15 protein-coding genes and 1 pseudogene are annotated in these 18,684 nt (G+C 58.0%); 8 read left to right on the forward strand and 8 right to left on the reverse strand.

Annotated elements, in window-relative coordinates; all coding sequences use genetic code 11:
- Window positions 1–86 precede the first annotated feature (86 nt).
- From NXC14_RS31850 to NXC14_RS31860, 3 genes are all read right to left on the reverse strand, one after another.
- Entirely contained in the window at window positions 87–1,550 is a 1,464-nt protein-coding gene (locus NXC14_RS31850; RefSeq protein ID WP_085781954.1) for an HlyD family type I secretion periplasmic adaptor subunit, read from the reverse strand.
- A complete protein-coding gene (locus NXC14_RS31855) occupies window positions 1,547–3,715 on the reverse strand; it encodes a type I secretion system permease/ATPase (RefSeq protein ID WP_245362243.1) in 2,169 nt (722 codons plus the stop codon). Before NXC14_RS31855 ends, NXC14_RS31850 begins: the two co-directional genes overlap by 4 nt.
- Window positions 3,716–4,053: 338 nt before the next feature.
- Complete coding sequence (locus tag NXC14_RS31860) at window positions 4,054–4,479, reverse strand: hypothetical protein (RefSeq protein WP_157131535.1); 426 nt, start codon at window positions 4,477–4,479, stop codon at window positions 4,054–4,056.
- Between the two features lie 1,068 nt (window positions 4,480–5,547).
- Between NXC14_RS31860 and NXC14_RS31870 the strand changes: the two genes are divergently transcribed.
- Entirely contained in the window at window positions 5,548–6,264 is a 717-nt protein-coding gene (locus NXC14_RS31870) for a cysteine hydrolase (protein WP_085781958.1), read from the forward strand.
- Between the two features lie 70 nt (window positions 6,265–6,334).
- On the opposite strand, the pseudogene NXC14_RS31875 reads toward NXC14_RS31870, so the two are convergent.
- Window positions 6,335–6,705: pseudogene (locus NXC14_RS31875) on the reverse strand (DUF983 domain-containing protein).
- A 232-nt stretch (window positions 6,706–6,937) separates the two neighbouring features.
- Here NXC14_RS31875 and NXC14_RS31880 point away from each other — a divergent pair.
- The 3 genes from NXC14_RS31880 (at window position 6,938) to tehA (ending at window position 9,546) form a co-directional block, all read left to right on the forward strand.
- Complete coding sequence (locus tag NXC14_RS31880; RefSeq protein ID WP_085781959.1) at window positions 6,938–7,894, forward strand: alpha/beta hydrolase; 957 nt, start codon at window positions 6,938–6,940, stop codon at window positions 7,892–7,894.
- A gap of 102 nt (window positions 7,895–7,996) precedes the next feature.
- Entirely contained in the window at window positions 7,997–8,302 is a 306-nt protein-coding gene (locus tag NXC14_RS31885) for a c-type cytochrome (protein WP_085781960.1), read from the forward strand.
- Between the two features lie 245 nt (window positions 8,303–8,547).
- Entirely contained in the window at window positions 8,548–9,546 is a 999-nt protein-coding gene (gene tehA, locus NXC14_RS31890) for a dicarboxylate transporter/tellurite-resistance protein TehA (protein WP_085781961.1), read from the forward strand.
- A 327-nt stretch (window positions 9,547–9,873) separates the two neighbouring features.
- On the opposite strand, the gene NXC14_RS31895 is transcribed toward tehA, so the two are convergent.
- Window positions 9,874–10,323 (reverse strand): cupin domain-containing protein, encoded by a 450-nt coding sequence (locus NXC14_RS31895; RefSeq protein ID WP_085782090.1) that lies wholly within the window; start codon window positions 10,321–10,323, stop codon window positions 9,874–9,876.
- Between the two features lie 10 nt (window positions 10,324–10,333).
- Complete coding sequence (locus NXC14_RS31900; RefSeq protein ID WP_085781962.1) at window positions 10,334–11,143, reverse strand: SDR family oxidoreductase; 810 nt, start codon at window positions 11,141–11,143, stop codon at window positions 10,334–10,336.
- A 260-nt stretch (window positions 11,144–11,403) separates the two neighbouring features.
- Between NXC14_RS31900 and NXC14_RS31905 the strand changes: the two genes are divergently transcribed.
- From NXC14_RS31905 to NXC14_RS31915, 3 genes are all read left to right on the forward strand, one after another.
- On the forward strand, window positions 11,404–12,621 hold the full coding sequence (locus NXC14_RS31905; protein WP_085781963.1) for an MFS transporter: 1,218 nt from the start codon (window positions 11,404–11,406) through the stop codon (window positions 12,619–12,621).
- A 61-nt stretch (window positions 12,622–12,682) separates the two neighbouring features.
- Window positions 12,683–13,558 (forward strand): N-acyl homoserine lactonase family protein, encoded by an 876-nt coding sequence (locus NXC14_RS31910; protein WP_085781964.1) that lies wholly within the window; start codon window positions 12,683–12,685, stop codon window positions 13,556–13,558.
- A gap of 531 nt (window positions 13,559–14,089) precedes the next feature.
- Window positions 14,090–14,590: an AraC family transcriptional regulator gene (locus tag NXC14_RS31915; RefSeq protein ID WP_085781965.1), complete on the forward strand. Its 501-nt coding sequence runs from the start codon at window positions 14,090–14,092 to the stop codon at window positions 14,588–14,590.
- A gap of 174 nt (window positions 14,591–14,764) precedes the next feature.
- Here NXC14_RS31915 and NXC14_RS31920 read toward each other — a convergent pair whose 3' ends face one another.
- Window positions 14,765–15,160, reverse strand: a complete 396-nt coding sequence (locus NXC14_RS31920) for a response regulator (RefSeq protein ID WP_245362244.1) — start codon at window positions 15,158–15,160, stop codon at window positions 14,765–14,767.
- 128 nt (window positions 15,161–15,288) lie between these two features.
- The gene (locus tag NXC14_RS31925; protein ID WP_085781966.1) at window positions 15,289–15,903 is read right to left on the reverse strand and encodes a response regulator transcription factor; all 615 of its coding nucleotides are present in this window, start codon (window positions 15,901–15,903) and stop codon (window positions 15,289–15,291) included.
- Window positions 15,904–16,100: 197 nt separating this feature from the next.
- Between NXC14_RS31925 and NXC14_RS31930 the strand changes: the two genes are divergently transcribed.
- Window positions 16,101–18,653 (forward strand): MFS transporter, encoded by a 2,553-nt coding sequence (locus tag NXC14_RS31930; RefSeq protein ID WP_085781967.1) that lies wholly within the window; start codon window positions 16,101–16,103, stop codon window positions 18,651–18,653.
- Window positions 18,654–18,684: the final 31 nt, after the last annotated feature.

Consider the following 18,684-nt stretch of genomic DNA (forward strand, 5'->3'; position numbering starts at 1 on the left):
ACTATATTATTGTCAGTCTATCGGACAATTCGGCACTATTTTTGCAGGGAAACGGCGACTACAATCCCGGTGCTGCATCATGCAGCTTAGCGCTCATGACCCGCCTCGTCGAAAACCTCCGTCACCGGCGAGAGCACGTAGTCGATTAGGCGCCTGCTTTCGGTCTGAATCTCAGCTCTCACAGTCATTCCGGGTTCCAATCGCATCTCCGAACCGTCAACTTTGAGCATCGGATCGGCGATAGAAATTCGGGCGATGTAAAACAAATCGGTTACAGTCGGGGATCCCGACGGACCCGACAGAGCCCTACCCGCACCAACGGCGCTTGGATCCTGGAGCGCATGGGCGTTCTCAGGCGTCATCGCATCATCGGACAAGGAGGTAACGGTTCCACGAAAGGTACCGTAGCGTGTAAACGGGAACGCATCGGCTTTGATCGTGACCTCGTTCCCTTCGTGCACGAAGCCGATGTCCGCAGACGGTATGAGAGCATCGACGACCAATTGCGATTCCCGTGGAACGACGACCATCAGCGTCTGCCCGGCACCAACAACCTGGCCAACACTTGTGGCAGAGAGCTGCTGGACCGTACCGTCGATCGGCGCCCGTAGAACGAGTTGATCGAGACGGGCCTGCTGTCGCACGATCTCCTGATCGATTTGCTCGATCTGGCGTTCTGCGGCCTGAATGCCCTGGGACTGCTGGGCGACGAAGGCTGCAATCGTCTGCCGCTCGGTCTCCACGAGGTTCTGGATACTCGCATCCGCCTCGGCGAGTTGCGCAAGGTTCTCGACGAGTTCGGCGTCAGCCCGTGCCTTCGCCTCTTCGGCGGTGAGCAGCGCGCCCTTTGAGGCGACGCCGCCCGAGACAAGGGCTTCGAAAATTCCAATCTTGCGATCGAGGATGTCGTTAAGCTCTCTCTGTGCTACGGCAACATTTTCGAAGCGCTTCTTGCGCGCTTCGACCTCCCGCCGTTGCGCTCGAATAGCTGCAATATTGGCGCTCACGGTCTGGTACTCGCCATCCAGGGCAGCAAGCTCCCTGGCAACGACCTCTGGCGGGATATCAGACACAAATTTAGGTCGGGGAGCGCGTTGAGCGCCGGTTTCGATACCTGCCAGCGCCGACTGTCGTCGGTCGACTTCCGCCTGCCAGGAGTGTCTCGAAGCGACTGCAGCTTTAAGCGTCGCCCTCACATCGACATCGTCGAGAACCAGAACAGGGTCGCGGGCTTTAACCTTCAGGTCATTTTCGACATTGATCGAAACGACGCGGCCGGTTTCCATCGGCTGAACAACTGCAGACGGCATCGTCGACCGTACCCTGCCCGCCGCGTTGGTGAACACGTGGAGGTAGAAGAACCAACTCCACGCAAGCGCCACAGCGATTGCCGCAACTATAACCAGAAGAATGACCGGGACTATTTTCGGTACCGGTCGGACCGCCACCTCAACTGCCGACGGAAGGAACTCCGAATAGGCCCGGTCAGCCCGAACGGCGCCGAGAGCGAGTTCAGAGCCGTGTGAGTGTTTCTGAACCCGGACATTCATACGAACACCTGCTGGTTCTGATGCTTCAGCATCCGGGCAAAGAACCCGTCATGGTTTTCGACGAGCGCCCGTGGCGGGCCGTCTTCGACGATCCGACCCCGGTCGAGGGTAATTATCCGATCGCATTTCGTTACCGCCGCCAGGCGATGGGCGATGACGATCACGGTGCGACCTTTCGCAATCTCTCGCATATTGTTCTGGATCGCTTCTTCGCTCTCGTAGTCGAGGGCGCTTGTCGCCTCGTCAAAAATCAGGATCTTCGGGTTTGTGGCCAGCGCGCGGGCAATAGCGATACGCTGTCGCTGCCCCCCTGACAGGTTTGCTCCCCGCTCCTCGATCTGCGTATCGTAGCCTTGCGGCATCTGTCCGATGAACTCGTGCGCGCCGGCTAGCCGAGCGGCGTGAATCACCTGCGCGCGTGACATCGCCGGGTTCGACAAAGCAATATTGTCGTGAATGGATCGATTGAAGAGAAAGTTTTCCTGGAGCACGACGCCCACCTGACGTCGCAACCAGGTCGGATCCACCTGGGATATGTCAAGTCCGTCGATCATCACCTGACCACGCTCGGGCAGGTACAGTCGCTGCACAAGCTTCGACAGCGTCGACTTGCCGGAACCCGAGGGACCTATAATGCCGATCGACTGGCCCGCTGGTACGCTGAACTGGAGCGCCTCCAACACAGGCGCGCGGTCGGGTCTATAGCGGAAAGTGACATCTGAGAACTGGATCGAACCAACCGCCGCCGGCAAGGCGCCCAAGGAGCTGTTCTTCGGTTCCTGAGGATGGTTCAAGATATCGCTCAATCGCTCGGCGGACACCCGCACCTGTTGGAAATCCTGCCAGAGTTGGGAAAGGCGCAGTACCGGGGTCGTTATCTGGCCCATGATCATGTTGAACGCAATCAAAGCCCCGACCGTGAGCTGCCCGTGCATCACCTGGTAGGCTCCGAGAAACAGAACCACGACCTGAACGCTGCGAACGACCCACTGAATGAGGTTCTGTCCGATGGCAGCGATCTTTATCCCGCCGAACGACGTGTGGATGAAGTCTGCAAGTCGCTCCTCCCAGTCTGCCCGCACCTGGGGCTCGGCGGCGGATGTCTTTACCGTCTGGATGCCAAGTACGGACTCGACGAGAAGCTGCTGACTGTAAGCACCCTTGTTGAAACGCTCTTCTGTCCTGCGCATCAAAATTGGCTGCAGGACCGCAGCGATCGCAACATAGATGGGAATTGAAAGTGTCACAACGAGTGCAAGCACGGTCGAGTACGCATACAGGATCGCCACCAGGATCGAAGCAAAGAGGAAATCCAGCCCCGCCGTCAACGCCTGTCCGGTCAAGAACTGGCGAATCTGATCGAGTTCCCGGACGCGGGCGACCGTCTGCCCCGCAGCTCGGGTTTCGAAATAGGATACCGGCAGCTTTAGCAGGTGATTGAACACTCCTGCGCCCAGTTCCACATCGATGCGGCTCGCCGTATGCGACAGAAGGTAGGTGCGCAGGAATTCGATCAAGGCCTGAAACGAATTGACCGCAACCATGCCGACGACGACGGCAATGAGAGTCGACATGCTGTTATGGACAAGCACCTTGTCGACGACGATCTGGAAAAGCAGCGGCGTCGCCAGCGCCAGAATTTGAACGAACACGGATGCGATCAAGACGAGAGCCAGCTCTCGCTTGAACTTCTTCATTGCGTTCAAAAACCAGCTCAGGCCGAACCGTTCGGCAACGCCTTGACTTCGGCGGCTCACCAGGATGAAGGCACCGGTCCATTCCGCCAGGAATTCGTCGACTGGCACGATCTGCAGCTTCTGGAGGCGAGGATTCAGAATCCTCACTGCGCCGTCCTCTACGGAGAGAACAATGCAGAAGCCGCCTTTCGTGTCCGCGATCAGTGGACGAGGCGCGGCAAAGAGCTTGGAGTGGTCGCTCGTCTCGAACAGGCGCGCGCGCAAGCCTGCAAGCCTTGCCGCCCTAACAAGGTCCGTCGTTCCGGCAGGAGTGCTTCCGAGATCGAGCTCGTGGCGTAAATGCTCGAGATCGATTGCAGTGCGGTAGTGGGTGCCGATGGCAGATAAGCATTCCAACCCGATGTCACGAAAAGATGCTTCCTTCCCGACGCCGTCTTCCGGCCGCCGTTCCCCCGCGATCGTCTCCAAGTTTTCCCCCAGCGCCAAGCGCGAACACATAAGCTTCCGGTTGAACTTTAAGCCAGCGCAGTTGATGAGGCTAAAGAATCAACGATTACAGCTTGTCCAATATGATACAACTTGCAACTATAAAAGGAAAATGTTGCGGCGCGGGCTGCTGAGCTTCCCTTTCCGTTCATTCGCTAGCTTGGTCATCATTCACGGTCTAACGACCGAATGTGGTTATGCCGATTTTCACTTGAGACTCCCGCGAACTGGGAGCGATAGCTTGGTCAATAGGTTTGTTCGTCATGCGCGCAGGTTAGCATCTCAATCCAATTCATCACCCTCCTCATGGATCATTGGCACTAATTTGCGACGAGATTAACCAATCGACCAGGGACAACTATTTTCTTCACAACGGTCCTGCCGGCAAGCAACGTCGCCACCTCAGGCTCCGATCGAGCGGCTCCAAGCAAACCCTCCCCAAGATCGGCTGCCGCCGTGATGCCGCCGAAGCTTGCCGTTAATTCCGAACGACGTACTCGCACATCGCCTCCTGTGCCAAGTCGGCATCGAAATTTGGCATGGAACGAACGCCAGCGTCCCCTTATGACCAAGCTTGCACCACAGCTCCTCTGCGATAGAAGGAGCGAAGGCGACAACAGCAAAACCAACGTCTCCACGTCATCGCGCGGCAGCACGGTCGCCACCATAGCATTGGACAATTTCATCAATCGGACGATGGCCGTGTTGAAGCGCATTGCTTCTATATCGCCGGTGTCGAACTTCACCGTTCGATGGAGCAAGCGCAGGAGTTCTAATCTTGGGTCGGCCTCCCGCACGGCCGGGTGCAGCCTATCAGTCTCGTCGCAGACGATTCGCCTAACTCGATCGAGGAACCGAACGGCGCACACCAATTACCCCTGAAGTTTGCCAAGGTTTCGTGCCATCCAGAGGTCCCATGAACCCATTTTCGTCGACGACCTCATCGGGATTGGCCAAGTTCAGGCGCTAACGCATCCTGGGCGCTGTCAGTGACGCGCGAACTCGCCCTCCAACTGAGACGACTGGAAGCCGCAACATGCCCGCTAGTCCGGATGTCTCCTATCCCTCGCCTTGAAAGGACTCGAACCGCCGACCCCGTCGTTCAGTCGTTATGCTCGCGCTGAATTTCCCTGTAGGGAAGCTACTTGCTCTCGGGAATGGCCGAAATGGGGACCTGAGTAGGCATGCTGCTTCGGAGCCAAAAGTCTTGCAAACCGACTATAGAGCAAGCCGGGGATGCGGTTAACAGTTGTCGACTTGCAATGGTTGGGGCGCATCTGCCACACGGATGGGGATCGGTGTGGACCGCGATTTCCCTTTCTCGAAGAGAGATTCTTTTCCACGTCCAGGTCCTACTCCGCCGCGCTGACGACGCTGCCTGCCCTTCGGACGAGACAATGAAGAATATCAGGAACGCGGCTGCCCAGGCGGATAGTTTGTCCATCATGACTCAGCTGCCGTTCGCCTAGTGACAGGCGAAAACCGCCGAATTCAAGGACATCACCGATTGCCACCCACTTGCTCCTATTGATCCATCACTGAAGAGCAGACACGTCCAAGCGAGGACCAGTCTATTCAGAGGGTGACGAATATTAGGTCATAAAGGAGTTCGCAACCAACGGCGAAAATGGAAACGCGATGGGGAGCTTTCGAAACCTTGCGGTGCGAAGCCCCCGGATTTGATGATCATACCGCAAACGCCGCGTTCTGGTCGCCAAGGGCAACCACGCAACTTGAGAATGTAGGATGATACAATCCAGCGCTCCAACCCCCTCCTACCATCGCGCCATCATCCAAGGACGGGAGATTGTGATATGACCACTGCTTCGCCTGCAGCCTATGCCGATCCGGAAAATCCGGCTCTGCCGAAAGTCGGAATGGATATCGAGCCGGGCCGCACGGCCCTTTTGATCACCGATCCGCAGATCGATTTCCTCAGTCCGAAGGGCGCCGCCTGGGGCGCGTTCGGGGAGAGCATTACCGAGCATAATACGGTCGAGAATATCGGCAGATTGCTGCAGGCATCCAAGTCTGCCGGCATCGAGGTGGTCATTTCCCCCCACTACTATTACCCGTTCGATCATCGTTGGGATTTTGCCGCAACGGGCGAAACCCTGATGCACAAGTTGCGCATGTTCGACCGCCGCGACCCGCTTTCACTTGAAGGGTTCGACGGCTCCGGTGCCGACTGGATGCCGGAATACAAGCAGTTTATCCAGGACGGAAAGACCATCGTCTGCTCACCGCACAAGATCGCCGGCCCGCAGACCAACGACGTCGTCTTTCAGCTACGCAAGAAAAAAATCGACAAGGTCATCCTGGCCGGTATGGCCGCCAACTTCTGCGTTGAATCCCACCTTCGCGACCTTGTTGAGAAGGGCTTCGAAGTGGCTGTCGTGCGCGACGCGACGGCTGGCAGCAAGCTGCCGGAAGGCGATGCCTATCTGGCCGCACTCGTCAACTTCCGCTGGTTCGCCAATGACCTCTGGACGACGTCAGACGCGGTGGATCGTCTGGCAAGTGCCAAGTAAGACCAGACGGCCAAGAACCCCGGCGAAGATGTCTTCGCCGGGTTTCCCGCTTGTACAAATCACCTGGGCGTCAACGTAGCTTGCCCTCTTCCGCCTTGTAGAAATACTGGCTCGCCACAAGCCAGCCTTTCAGAGGTCGCAGTGGAGGAATGCAGGTCAGCAGCATGAACGGGCCTGTCACCAACAACTGCACCCAGAGCGATGCCTGGAAGTTGACCTCCAGCCACACCCCGAGAAAGACGCTGGGGATGCAGGCAAAGCAGATCACGAAAAAGGCAGGGCCGTCGGCCGGATCTGCGAAGGAGTAATCGAGGCCGCAGACCTCGCAGGACGGCCGCATAGACAGAAAGCCGGAAAACAGATGCCCCTGCTCGCATCGTGGACAGCGCCCCGAATACCCGTCCGCCAGGGCTCAATCGGCGGATATGAAATGTCCGACATGCTTCTTCTCCTTCTTTAAGCTCTTCGGCTCGTCAAAGCGTAGACAGAGACGGTTCCGCGGCCTTGTACCATCCGGTTCAAGAACTTGGTCCACCCGACCCGCCGACTCTGCCGGAACCTCTCGGCGGAAGGCCGGAACGTACAAGCTTATTTCCTTCAAAGCCTCTATCGCTTGGGCATGCCGTCACAAGAACGGTTCAACCACACTCCTTCAAGCCGACGGAACGTCACAATGAGCGACGACTTTAAACTCGAACTCTCGCGCAGGCAGACGCTGATCGCTGGCGCATCGCTGTCTTTTGCAATGGCCACACCGGCCCTTTCTGCCTCCAACACGAAGCTAAAAGGAATTGATCCCATGACCGAAAATTTCATCAAGACCACGGACGGCGTGAGCCTCTTCTTTAAAGATTGGGGCAAGGGTCAGCCGATCGTATTCCATCATGGCTGGCCGCTCTCCGCGGACGATTGGGATGCCCAGATGCTGTTCTTCGTTCAGCACGGCTACCGAGTCATCGCCCATGATCGTCGCGGTCACGGTCGCTCGCAGCAGGTCAGCGATGGGCATGATATCGCGCACTATGCGGCCGATGTCGCTGCCCTGACGGAACATCTAAACCTCAAGGATGCCATCCATATCGGTCACTCGACGGGGGGCGGTGAAGCGGCAGCCTATGTGGCGCGTCACGGCAAGGGTCGTGTAGCAAAGCTCGTCATGGTCGCCGCCATTCCGCCGCTGATGCTGAAAACAGCGGCCAACCCCAACGGCACACCAATCGAAGTCTTTGATGGATTTCGCTCCGCACTGGCTGCAAACCGTGCACAGTTCTACATGGATGTGGCCTCGGGCCCGTTCTATGGCTTCAACCGCCCCAATGCGAAGGTGTCTCAGGGATCGATCCAGAACTGGTGGCGTCAGGGCATGATCGGCAGCGCCAAGGCCCATTACGACGGCATCAAGGCGTTTTCCGAAACGGACCAGACCGAAGACCTGAAGAAGATCGACGTGGCGACCCTCGTCATGCATGGCGACGACGACCAGGTGGTGCCGATCGCAGCCTCGGCCGAGCTTTCCGTCAAGCTGCTCAAGAAGGGCACGCTGAAGGTCTATAAAGGTTATCCGCACGGCATGCTGACAACCAATGCTGATGTCCTGAACGCTGACATTCTATCCTTCATCAAGTCCTGATCTGCGGGACAGGCGGTCGCCCCACCCGCCTGTCCCTCTCCATGTCTTCATGATGCCGGCGTTGCGGACCCGGTCGGCCGGCTCCAATCCATGAGGTTTGCCATGCGAAAGATCATACCCAATGCCGCTGCCACGGCGCTTTTTCTGTCACTCTCCAGCGCGTCGGCACTCGCCGACGGCGATGCCGAAAACGGCAAGAAGCTCTTCGCGCGTTGCAGCGCCTGCCACGCGATCACCGATCAGAACAAGGTGGGGCCTGGCCTGCAGAACGTCGTTGGAAGACCGGCGGCCTCCCAACCGCAATACAAATATTCGACAGCGCTTACCGCCTCCGGCCTCACCTGGGACGAAGTCAATCTCGACGCCTTCTTGAAAGCGCCGACGACCGTCGTGAAAAGCACCGCCTGAGCACGCCAGGCCATATGAACAATCAAGGGTCCTCACGAACGGGTGGCGGCCTCGAATGCCGCGTGTCGATGGTCGACAGAGCCCCTCTCGTGCTGAATGGTACCGTCTTCCTTGGCAAAGAAAGGCGGCAAGCGAATGGGCAGTTGTTGGATGCATGGTTGGCGCAGCCCCTGAAACGGGACGCGATCATCCGATCGTGTCGCGAACAGCATCGATAGCAAGCGGATTAACACTGGAGATCAGCGATGAACGTCATTCCGTCTCTCGATACGACAACACCCAAGTTGCAACCGCCATGGTCCATTCCTGCCATACCCGCAGCTGCGTTCGGCATTGTTCTTGGGCTGGCCGGCCTGGCAAATGCGTGGCGCTCGGCGGAGCACCTATGGCACGTCGCGCCGATTGTGGGCCATGGCATCGCCTCATTCGCGACCGCGACATGGGCATTGTTATTGATCGGCTATATCCGCAAATGGATGTACCTGCGTGAGAAGGCGCTGCAGGAAATCAAGCATCCCGTCCAGTGCTGTTTCGTCGGTCTCATCGGCGTCTCCACCATGCTGGTCGGCGGGCTCTGCCTGCCCTTCTCAACTGCGGCGGCTCAAGGGCTCTTCTGGCTCGGCGCTGTGTGGACGATGTCCTTCGCTGTCTGGCGCACCGGCGGCCTTTGGTCAGGCGGGCGTGAACCGACAACAACGACGGCAGTCCTTTACCTTCCCACGGTTGCCGGTTCGTATGTTGTTGCGATCGTTTCGGCGCCACTTGGCTATCCTGATATCGCCCAGCTTGCCTTCGGCGCTGGCTTCTTCTCCTGGCTTGCGATCGAATCGGTTCTGCTAAACCGGTTGCTGACTGCACCAACCCTTATGGAGCCCTTGCGGCCAACGATTGGGATCCAATTGGCACCGCCCGCTGTTGGCACGGTCGCCTATCTGAACGCCACCTCTGGCCTCCCGGACATGCTGGCACACGCTATGCTTGGTTACGCCCTGTTGCAATTGCTGCTGATGATCCGCACCTTGCCCTGGGTAGCCAAGCAACCCTTCACGGCCGCCTATTGGGCCTATTCTTTCGGGCTGACAGCATTGGCGACGGCGACGATCCGCATGGCTGACCGTGGAGAGACAGGAATTGCAGCAAGTCTAACATTGCCTGTCTTCGTTCTCGTCAATGCGGCGATTGCGCTTCTGGTGCTGCTGAGTCTTATCGCGCTTGTCCGCGGCAAGCTGTTCCCACAGTCATAGCGCCGAAAGCGGCTCTTCGCAGGAAGCCCGTCAATAAAAGTCGTCGGGAGCATCGGCCCTTGAGCCCGCAGAAGGCGGGCCAACATGACTGAGAGAAACGCGCTGCCGGCAGAGACAATGGCAAGGTGTTGCTGCCAACTGTACATTTTCCGCGGAGCGGCTGACGTTCGCCTTCTCCTGTGGTCCGCCAGGTGGCAGTTCGTTTCGGCTGCAGCGCAAGAGCAAATAATAAAACCGGCCCTGAAATCCGGGCCGGTCGACTCCGTTTATCGTATATGCAATTGCCCCGGCAGCTATGGCCGAGAAGCAAGCGCATCTGGCGGTGTTTCAACCCGCGCTGTCTGCCGTCTGCTCCCGCTTCCGTTGTGTGATGAAGGTTTCCGGCGTGCCGTCGTCGCTGTTGACGAAGACAATATCCTTTGGGTCCCGGCGCGGTGTGTCGACAGACAGGAAGACGACGGGCTCCTCCACGATTTGGGGTAATGCATGGACGGTGCCTTTTTCGAAGAAGAGCAACTGTCCCGGCTTAAATTCCGCCTCGGTGGATGGATTTTCCATCCAGAAGGTCCCCCGTCCGGAGAGCACGTAAAGGTACTCGTCACAGCCGCGATGGAAATGCGGCGGCGTTCCTTTGTATACACGGAACACGCGTGAGCTCGCAGCGGCAGTGTCGCGGAGATATTCGTCTACCAGAAGCGTGTCCGCAGTCTGCGGGAATGTTGCGACGATGGATGCAAGATCGAAACGGGCGGAGCGGGCGCTTTCCTTCGTGGTCATGGCGAACTCCTCACGCAGCGGGTTCGGACGCGGCAGCATAGCGCGGAGCCGGACGAACGTTCGAAAGGTGTGGCAGCATGACCTGACGGGCAGCCTCATACGCGTCCCATTCCGCACCATTCTGCAGTGACGGAATGGTAACCTTTTCCTGGCGATCGAGGCCGAGAAGGGCGGAATCGACCAGATCCGCAGTGCTCATGAGCCATTCACTCGGAAGGTTGCTGACACCAACGCCCGCAACATCCCAAAACTCTGTCGAAGTCGCGCCGGGTAGAACGGCCTGGGCAATGATCCCCTTGGCCGAAAGTTCATGCTGCAGCGACTGCGTGAAGGCGAGCATATATGCCTTGGTGCCCCCATAAACCCCGTTGAGCAGCTCCGGAGCGATCGCCACGATGGAGGCGATATTGATGATAGTGCCGCCGCCTCGCTTCACCATGCCAGGCACAACCGCGTAGGTCAGCCGCGTCGGGGCCGCGACGTTGGTGGCAATCATTTCGGCCATTTTGTCGATGTCGCTTTCCAGAAGCGTACCGGCACCACCGAAACCGGCATTGTTGACAAGAACAGAAATTCTGTCCTCACCGGAGAGACGCGCCTCGAGCGCGGTGAGATCAGCATCCTTGGTGAGATCGGCCGTCAAAACCGTTACCGCTACGTCGTGGGTTTTGCGGATGCGCTCGGCGACGGCGTCAAGCTTTTCCTTGTTGCGCGCGACCAGAATGACGTCGTAGCCGCGACCCGCCAGCCGATCGGCGTAGGTCGCGCCGATGCCAGAAGATGCACCTGTGATGACGGCCGTGGTTTTTTCAGTGCTCATGATAAATCTCCTTCAGAGTGGTTTGCAGTGCCACCGCAAATCTGAAGCAGACGCCGTTCTCGATATTTGACGATACGTTCATTCCTGGCAAAGCGCCGAGACAGTCCCTCACGTAGCATAATCATCCAATAAATCGCCGAGCGGAGTTCCTACTTCCTGGACGTACGCGGATCGTTCAGCCGCCCGGCAAGCGAGATGGTTGCCGTCGTCAATGTCCTCCCGGTTGGACGTGTACTGCTTTAAGCCCAAGGAGATTTGGCATGGCCACAGAACTCTCGCAGAAAGCAAGCTTCTGGGTGGCGGCAGGTATCGTTGCCCATACATTATGGACCAGTGCCGCTCCGGCGATGGCCTATCCGCTGTACTCTGCACAATGGCATCTTACGCCAACGATCACGACAACCATCTTCGCGATCTACCCAATCGTGGTGGTCGCCACGCTGATCACCTTCGGCGATCTCTCCGATCATATCGGTCCACGGATGACCATGCTCTACGGGCTTATGGCGTCGATCGCAGGCGTGTTCCTTTTCGCCATCGCACGCGATGTATGGATGCTGTTTGTCGGTCGCGTCTTCATGGGGCTTGGAGTCGGATTGTCCGCTGGTCCATCTACCGCTGCGTTGGTGGACTACGCCGGCAAGGACGCAACCGAACGAGCAAGTTCGATGACTATATCCGGTCAAGCAGTCGGCTTCGCGGCGTCACTGCTCGTTGGTGGTTTGCTGATCCAGTATGCGCCGTTTCCAACCCACCTGAGCTTTCTGGTCTTACTGTTTCTCCTCGTCATCTTGGGTGGATTGACCTATTTCCTGCCGAGGGACACGAACGCCATGTCAGGCCAGTGGAAACTACGTCTGCCCAGGGTCGAACGATCGCTGCGTAGACCTTTTATCGTTTCCGCGATCACGGTCATGACCGCTTACACGCATGGCGTGACGGTAGGCTCCCTCGGCTCGCAATTCGCACGTGAGCTGGTTCAATCTTCCAACGTGTTCGTCAACAGTGTCGCTCTTTCGCTGTTCGGTATCTCACTCGGCATCACCGGCTTGTTGTCGCGCAGGGCCGATCCCTCCAAAGCCGCCATATTGGGCACAGTGATTTCTATTGGCGCCATGGTCCTGCTTGCGGGGGCCGCGATCTTTCGTAGCCTCGCACTGTTCATCGCGATGGCGGCTGCCTCGGGTACCGGTTACGCGCTCATGGTGTACGGCGGTCTCGCCATCATCACCGGCGTAACGCCGAAGGACGTCCGGGGCGGAGTGCTTTCCGGCGTGTTTCTTTTCGCCTACCTGTTCACCGGCATATTGGCGGTGATCCTCGGTAAGATCGCTACGCTGAGCGATCTAGCCCATGCGGCCTTTGCGGAGGTCTTGGTGATGTCAGCTCTTTGTTTGGCAACCCTTATCCTGTTGGTCGCCTACGCCCGGCGGGAACCCTTGTCGCCGCCCTCTGAGACTTGCGCCACCAAGGCCTGATCACGTTTCCCCGGCGCGACCTCCCGTCACGCCAGCCTGCCCACCAACCCAGGAGATACCTATGAGCCTCAAAGTCTATCCTATCAACTTCGGTAATATGACATTGGATTCGAGCGGCCTTGTTCTGTTTCGCAATCCGGGCATCCGAACCACGATACCCACGCTCGGGTTCCTTATCCTCGGCGGCGAAGAACCCCTTCTCGTCGACACCGGATCGCGAAATGCCGAGCAGTATGAAATCTTGGGTATCGGCGCGGAACAGACGGCAGAAATGTCGATAGCAAGCCACCTGGCACGCCATGGCCTCAGAATGAACGACATCAGGCATGTCATTCATACCCACGCCCATATCGATCACTCCGGCCAGGACTTCCTCTTCCCGATGTCTACGACGATCGCCATGTCACGCCGCGAGCTGGAATTTGCAGCCTCCGGCCTCATGGGTCCGGTCATGTACACGGCCGTCGAAACAAAACATCTTATCGACCGTCTGCATACTCGCGGCGCTCTGCGCCTTTTCGACGTCGACGGAACCTTCGAGGAGGAAATCATCCCAGGCGTCGCGGTGCGACTGACGGGCGGCCATACACCCGGCTCCATATCGGTGCTCGTTGAAACGGACGAGGGCCTGGTCAACATTGCCGGTGACGTCGCCTACCACGTTGCGGACCAGTTGATCGACCCGATACTCGATCAGGCAGCGCACGAGCCGACAATCACCGCCAATCGCGCCATGTCGACACTCGATGAAAAGAAAGCGATCAAGCGAGCCCTTTCCGGGACCCGCTTCCTCCTGATCAGCCATGACAGCCCCGCACTCGTTCGGGGCGGAAAGATCATTGGTCGCTATCATGACGCCATAGACAATCCGAACGCCGATGTGACTGCCGCAGCCAACTATGAATTGCTGCGGAAGGCAGATGACATCGCAGCCTGAGGGAACAACCGGAAGACACAACGAGGGCGGGGAAAAAAATCCCCGCCCTTTTTTGTGCCTACGCCCCATCGCTTCAAGACCGGCGCTTTATATAGCGTGGGACACCAGAACAGCCCTCCCGTCATTGTCGCGAAGACCTTGTGATCGGTCTCCGCTGCCGTCAGCTCAGGCTTCTAAATAGTGGATTTGGCAAACCTCACCCCTTGGCGACCAGCGTCGAAGCAGGCTGGCTCTGCGCCTGCGCCCTGCCCATGGTCTCGCACCTAAACTACGAGTGCAGGAATGGCTTACGGGTCACGATGGCGTTTAACGAGGACGCTTTTGAGCTCCGAGAGGTCCGCGCGAAAACCACGCAAAGTCGGCCACCATCAGGTGGCATGGCCCGATCCAACCCATCGAAAATGGTGACTAACATCCTTGGCAGCGGCACCCCATCCAAAGGTTTGGGGTGGCGAAAACCTGAGTTCAATCGCCAAATCAAGGTGCATTCGGCAAAGTGAGATCATTGAGTTTAACCAAGGAGTTAACGAGATGACCGCTGCTGCAAACATATCTTGGACAAACAATGCTGATGCCGTACGCTCCCGCATCGCCACCGGAGCTCACCCATCTGCTATGGACGCGGACATCGCCAAGATGCCCGCCTTCTTCCCGGATGCGAGCACCGAAGTTGTTCGTGGTGGGCTTGCCCCGTGGCAATACAAGAAGGTGTTGAAGTTCATCGAAGATCATCTTTCTGAAACGATCAGGATCGAGGAACTCGCAGATCTTGCCCGCTTGAGCAGCAGTCACTTTTCTCGGGCCTTTCGGGCAACGGTTGGCCAGTCACCTTACGACTATGTTCTCGGCCGCCGGATGGCTTTCGCCAAGCAACTGATGGCGAAGACAGACGCTTCCCTGAGCGAAATTGCGCTGGACTGCGGAATGTCCGACCAAGCACATCTCTGCAAGGTTTTTCGCCGTACTTTCGGAACGACGCCGAACGCCTGGCGAAAGCCCCAGCGGACAGAAGCGAAACGCACCCTCCATTGAAACATCTCGACGCTCGTCACCGCCGGCATTCGGGCGGTGACGCTCCGCATCATTTGTGAATGAGGGAACCTGTAACCGCCCCCTGCCGGCGCTTACAGGTTTTCTGTTATCGGCCGGCATCGTCTGCGGACGCTCATGCAAGATTTGAGCGTCTGAATAGGGGGGCGCCTGCCCTCACACATCTTCCAGGCAGCGAATGAGATCATCGGCGAGGATTGGCTTCTGCAGCAGCTCCCGAGCTCCGCCCGTTATCGCGCGTTGACGCAACATGTCGTCTCGCAACGCTGTCATCATGACGACCGGAATACCGGGACGCTGGGCGCGAACAACATTTTGCAGATCAAGCCCACTCATGCCAGGCATATTGATGTCGGTTAAGAGGACATCGACACGATCCTTATGGGGAGATTCCAAAAATGCTTCTCCGGATCCGAACGCAAGGACATCATAGCCCATCGCCTCAAGGAACCCGGATGTGCCCTCAAGCAGCGCCTCGTCGTCATCAACGATAGCAATGGTTTTCTTGCCGAGGAACACCGGCGACGTCCTTTCCGCAACACGTTCAGTCATATCGGTAAAATAGCCTGTCGCTGGCTTCCCGATAATTATACAATCGTATGGCCATATGCCGAACCGATCATAAACCGACCGATGCGGCAGGCTGATCTTACGAATGCATTCGGCGAGTTATGGTTGCGTCAGCCGGTTTTAAGCAGCTCCGCTTTACGAACCAGGTCGGCGACCGAAGCCGACTTCATCTTGCGCATGACATTGCCGCGGTGGATCTTGACGGTGATCTCGCTCAACTGCAGCTCATGGGCGATCTGCTTGTTCAACAGACCCCGGACAACGGCATCCATGACCTGCGTCTCGCGCGGCGTCAGAGCGGCTGCAAGCTTGCTGATTTCCATCGTTGCAGACCATTGCGAATGTTGCTCTCGGTCTTTCTCGATCGCGGCAGTCACAGCATCTATGATGTCCTGATCCCGGAATGGCTTCTGCAGAAAGTCAAGCGCCCCCGCCTTCATCGCTCGGACCGTCATCGGGACGTCCCCATAGCCGCTCATAAAAATGATCGGCTTTCGATTGCCTGTTGACGCGAGTTTGGCTTGTAGCTCCAAGCCGCTGAGACCGGGCAGCCGCACGTCGAGGATCAAGCATCCCAGTCGATCGGGTAGAGTTGCCGCCAAGAGTTCCGCGGTGGAGCCAAATCCGACCGACTCGATCCCGACGGACCGGAGGATTTCGCCGACGCTTTCCCGCATCCCTTCGTCGTCATCGACGATGGTAACAAGGGGTGTGGCGTCGGTCATGGGTTCTCTCCAGGCAAAGTCGGGATGCGAGTATGTGAAACGTCGTCGCAAAGTCTTCCTACAGGGCTTCAGCCTCACACGCCATAGACACCGAAGCTACTCCTTGCGTGATTTGCTCGGGTACGGGTGCGCACGGACCCATGAAGTGCTAACAGAATACCAGTCAGATCCGATTAATTCCTTTAGCGAAACATTTCATGGCCAATGCCTTGCCGACCGAGACCTCGAACTTCCGTTCGACAGGTGGAGGAACCACCAGACCGGCCGCGATAACCTCTCGAATTCTCGTGTCGAGCCTCATAGGGACGTCGGTCGAGTTTTACGATTTTTACATATATGCCACTGCTGCGAGCTTGATATTCGGGCCACTCTTCTTCCCGGCTTCCGTTTCGTCGCTGGAGCTTATCGGAGCCTATGCAAGCTTCGGCATCGCCTTCATCGCACGACCGATCGGAGGCATTGTCTTCGGGCATTTTGGAGATCGGGTGGGTCGCAAGGCCACACTCGTGGCGTCGCTATTACTGATGGGCCTCTCCACCGCTGCGATTGGCCTTCTTCCAAGCTACGCGGTCGCCGGTTGGCTGGCTCCGGCGCTTCTATGCCTGTTGCGTTTTGGCCAAGGCCTGGCGCTGGGCGGGGAGTGGACAGGCGCCGTCCTGCTGGCGCTGGAAAATGCTCCTCCTGGATGGCGAGCGCGCTTTGCAATGTTCGCGCCGCTCGGCGCACCGATCGGCTTCCTCCTGGCCAATGGGCTATTCCTGTTCCTGACGGTCTCGCTGACCCCGGCCGAGTTCGCCAGTTGGGGATGGCGCATTCCCTTTCTGGTCAGCCTTCCACTGGTCGGCTTTGGCCTCTGGTTGCGCTTCAACCTGGTCGAAACCCCAGAATTCACTGAGGCGGTAGCTGAGACGAAGCCCGCACGCGTTCCATTTTTCGAGGTCGTGCGCGACCATTCCTCTCAGCTTGTCATCGGTGCCTTCGGCGTCGTTGCATGCTTCTCTCTTTACTACGTTGTGACCGCGTTTGCGCTCGGCTACGGCACGACAAGCCTCGGCTATACAAGGGCTGAATTTCTCGGAGTGCAGCTGATTGCGATCCTGTTCATGGCCGGCTCGATTATCGTTGCCAGCTGGCTTGCCGATCGCCTGAGCCACGAACGGGTGCTGATCTGGGGATGCGTCGGGACGATCCTGTCAGGGATCGCCATATCCCCGATGATGAGCAGTGGCTCACTCTCGACTATCTTCCTCTATCTGGCTCTTTCTCTCTGTGCCATGGGCTTCGTCAACGGACCGCTCGGCGCCTGGCTACCGAGCTTGTTTCCCGCCCGTGTCCGCTATTCCGGGACGTCTCTTGCCTTCAACATTGGCGGCATTGTCGGTGGCGCCTTCTCTCCCGTCATCGCCCAGACGCTCGCCTCCACCAGCGGTCTCCTCGCCGTAGGCTTTTATCTGGCGATCACCGGCGGACTAAGCCTTGTCGCCTTTGATGCGAGCGCCCGCGCCCGAACCATGCATGCCCTCACGCAGAGTGAAAAACGGTACCGCGCCATTTTCGAGCAGAATCACGTTTCCCTTTGCGAACTCGACCTTTCAAGGCTGCGCGAGAGACTCGACGAGATAGGTGCGGCCAATGGAGGCAGCATTCGAGGCTTTTTCGAGCGTCATCCCGGTCTCGCCGACGAGTGCGCGGATCTCATACACTTTGTTGACGTCAACGACGCCACGGTGAAACTATTTGCCTGTCGCTCTCCGGAAGAGCTCTTAGGCCCTGTGCGCCGGTTTCTACCAAGCAATGCGGACACGTTTCTTTCGCTTATCCTGGCGATGGAAGACGGCGCTGAGCGATACGAGAAGGAACTACATCTGCTGACCCTTGACGGTAAACCGGTTACAGTTTTGTTCATCGCAGCACTGACACCGGACCGCGAGGCACTCGATCGTGTTGCTTGCGCAATGATCAACGTGACACAGCGTGAGCAAGCGAAAGAGGCGCTCCTTGCGGCGCAAGTGCAGCTTGCCCGTGCTGGTCGAGTGGCAACCGTGGGGGCGGTCTCCGCCACCATCGCTCACGAGGTCAATCAACCGATCGGTGCTGCGGTTATGTTCGCGCAGGCTTGTATCCGCTGGCTGAAATCTGAAACGCCGGACATACAGGCAGCGCATAACGCCGCCGAAAAAGTCGTGCAGCACAGTATGCGTGCCAGCCAGATCATTCAGCGCACCCGCGAACAGATCAAAGGAAATCAGCCGAGACCTGAACTTGTCGATCTCAAAGAGCTCGTCCTGGAGGTCATCGGACTGCTGGAGCGAGAGGTCGTCTCCTCCGCGACGCGCGTCAAATCGATCTTTGCAGATCTCGACCACGTGATTCTTGCCAACCGGGTGGAAATGCAGCAGGTGATCGCGAACCTCATTACGAACGCCATCCACGCTATGGGCGAGACCTCGCTGGAGAAGCGGGAGCTCAATCTCCTCACCGACCAGGGTTCAGGCGATACCATAAGGCTGACCGTCCGCGACAACGGGACCGGAATTCGATCAGACAACCTTGCAAAGCTATTCGACCCGTTCTTCACAACCAAATCCGAAGGAATGGGCGTCGGCCTCTCGATCTGCAAGACGATCGTCGACGCACACGGCGGCTCGCTCACCGCACGGAACCACCCCGACGGCGGCGCCATGTTCGAGATGATATTGCCCCAGGCTACGACGTCCGCCCACGGCGCTACCGGCATTCCCGCCGCATAAGGGACGTTGCCCAATGAAATCAGCGGCGATG

Source organism: Rhizobium sp. NXC14, from assembly GCF_002117485.1.
In the GTDB taxonomy this organism is placed as follows: domain Bacteria; phylum Pseudomonadota; class Alphaproteobacteria; order Rhizobiales; family Rhizobiaceae; genus Rhizobium.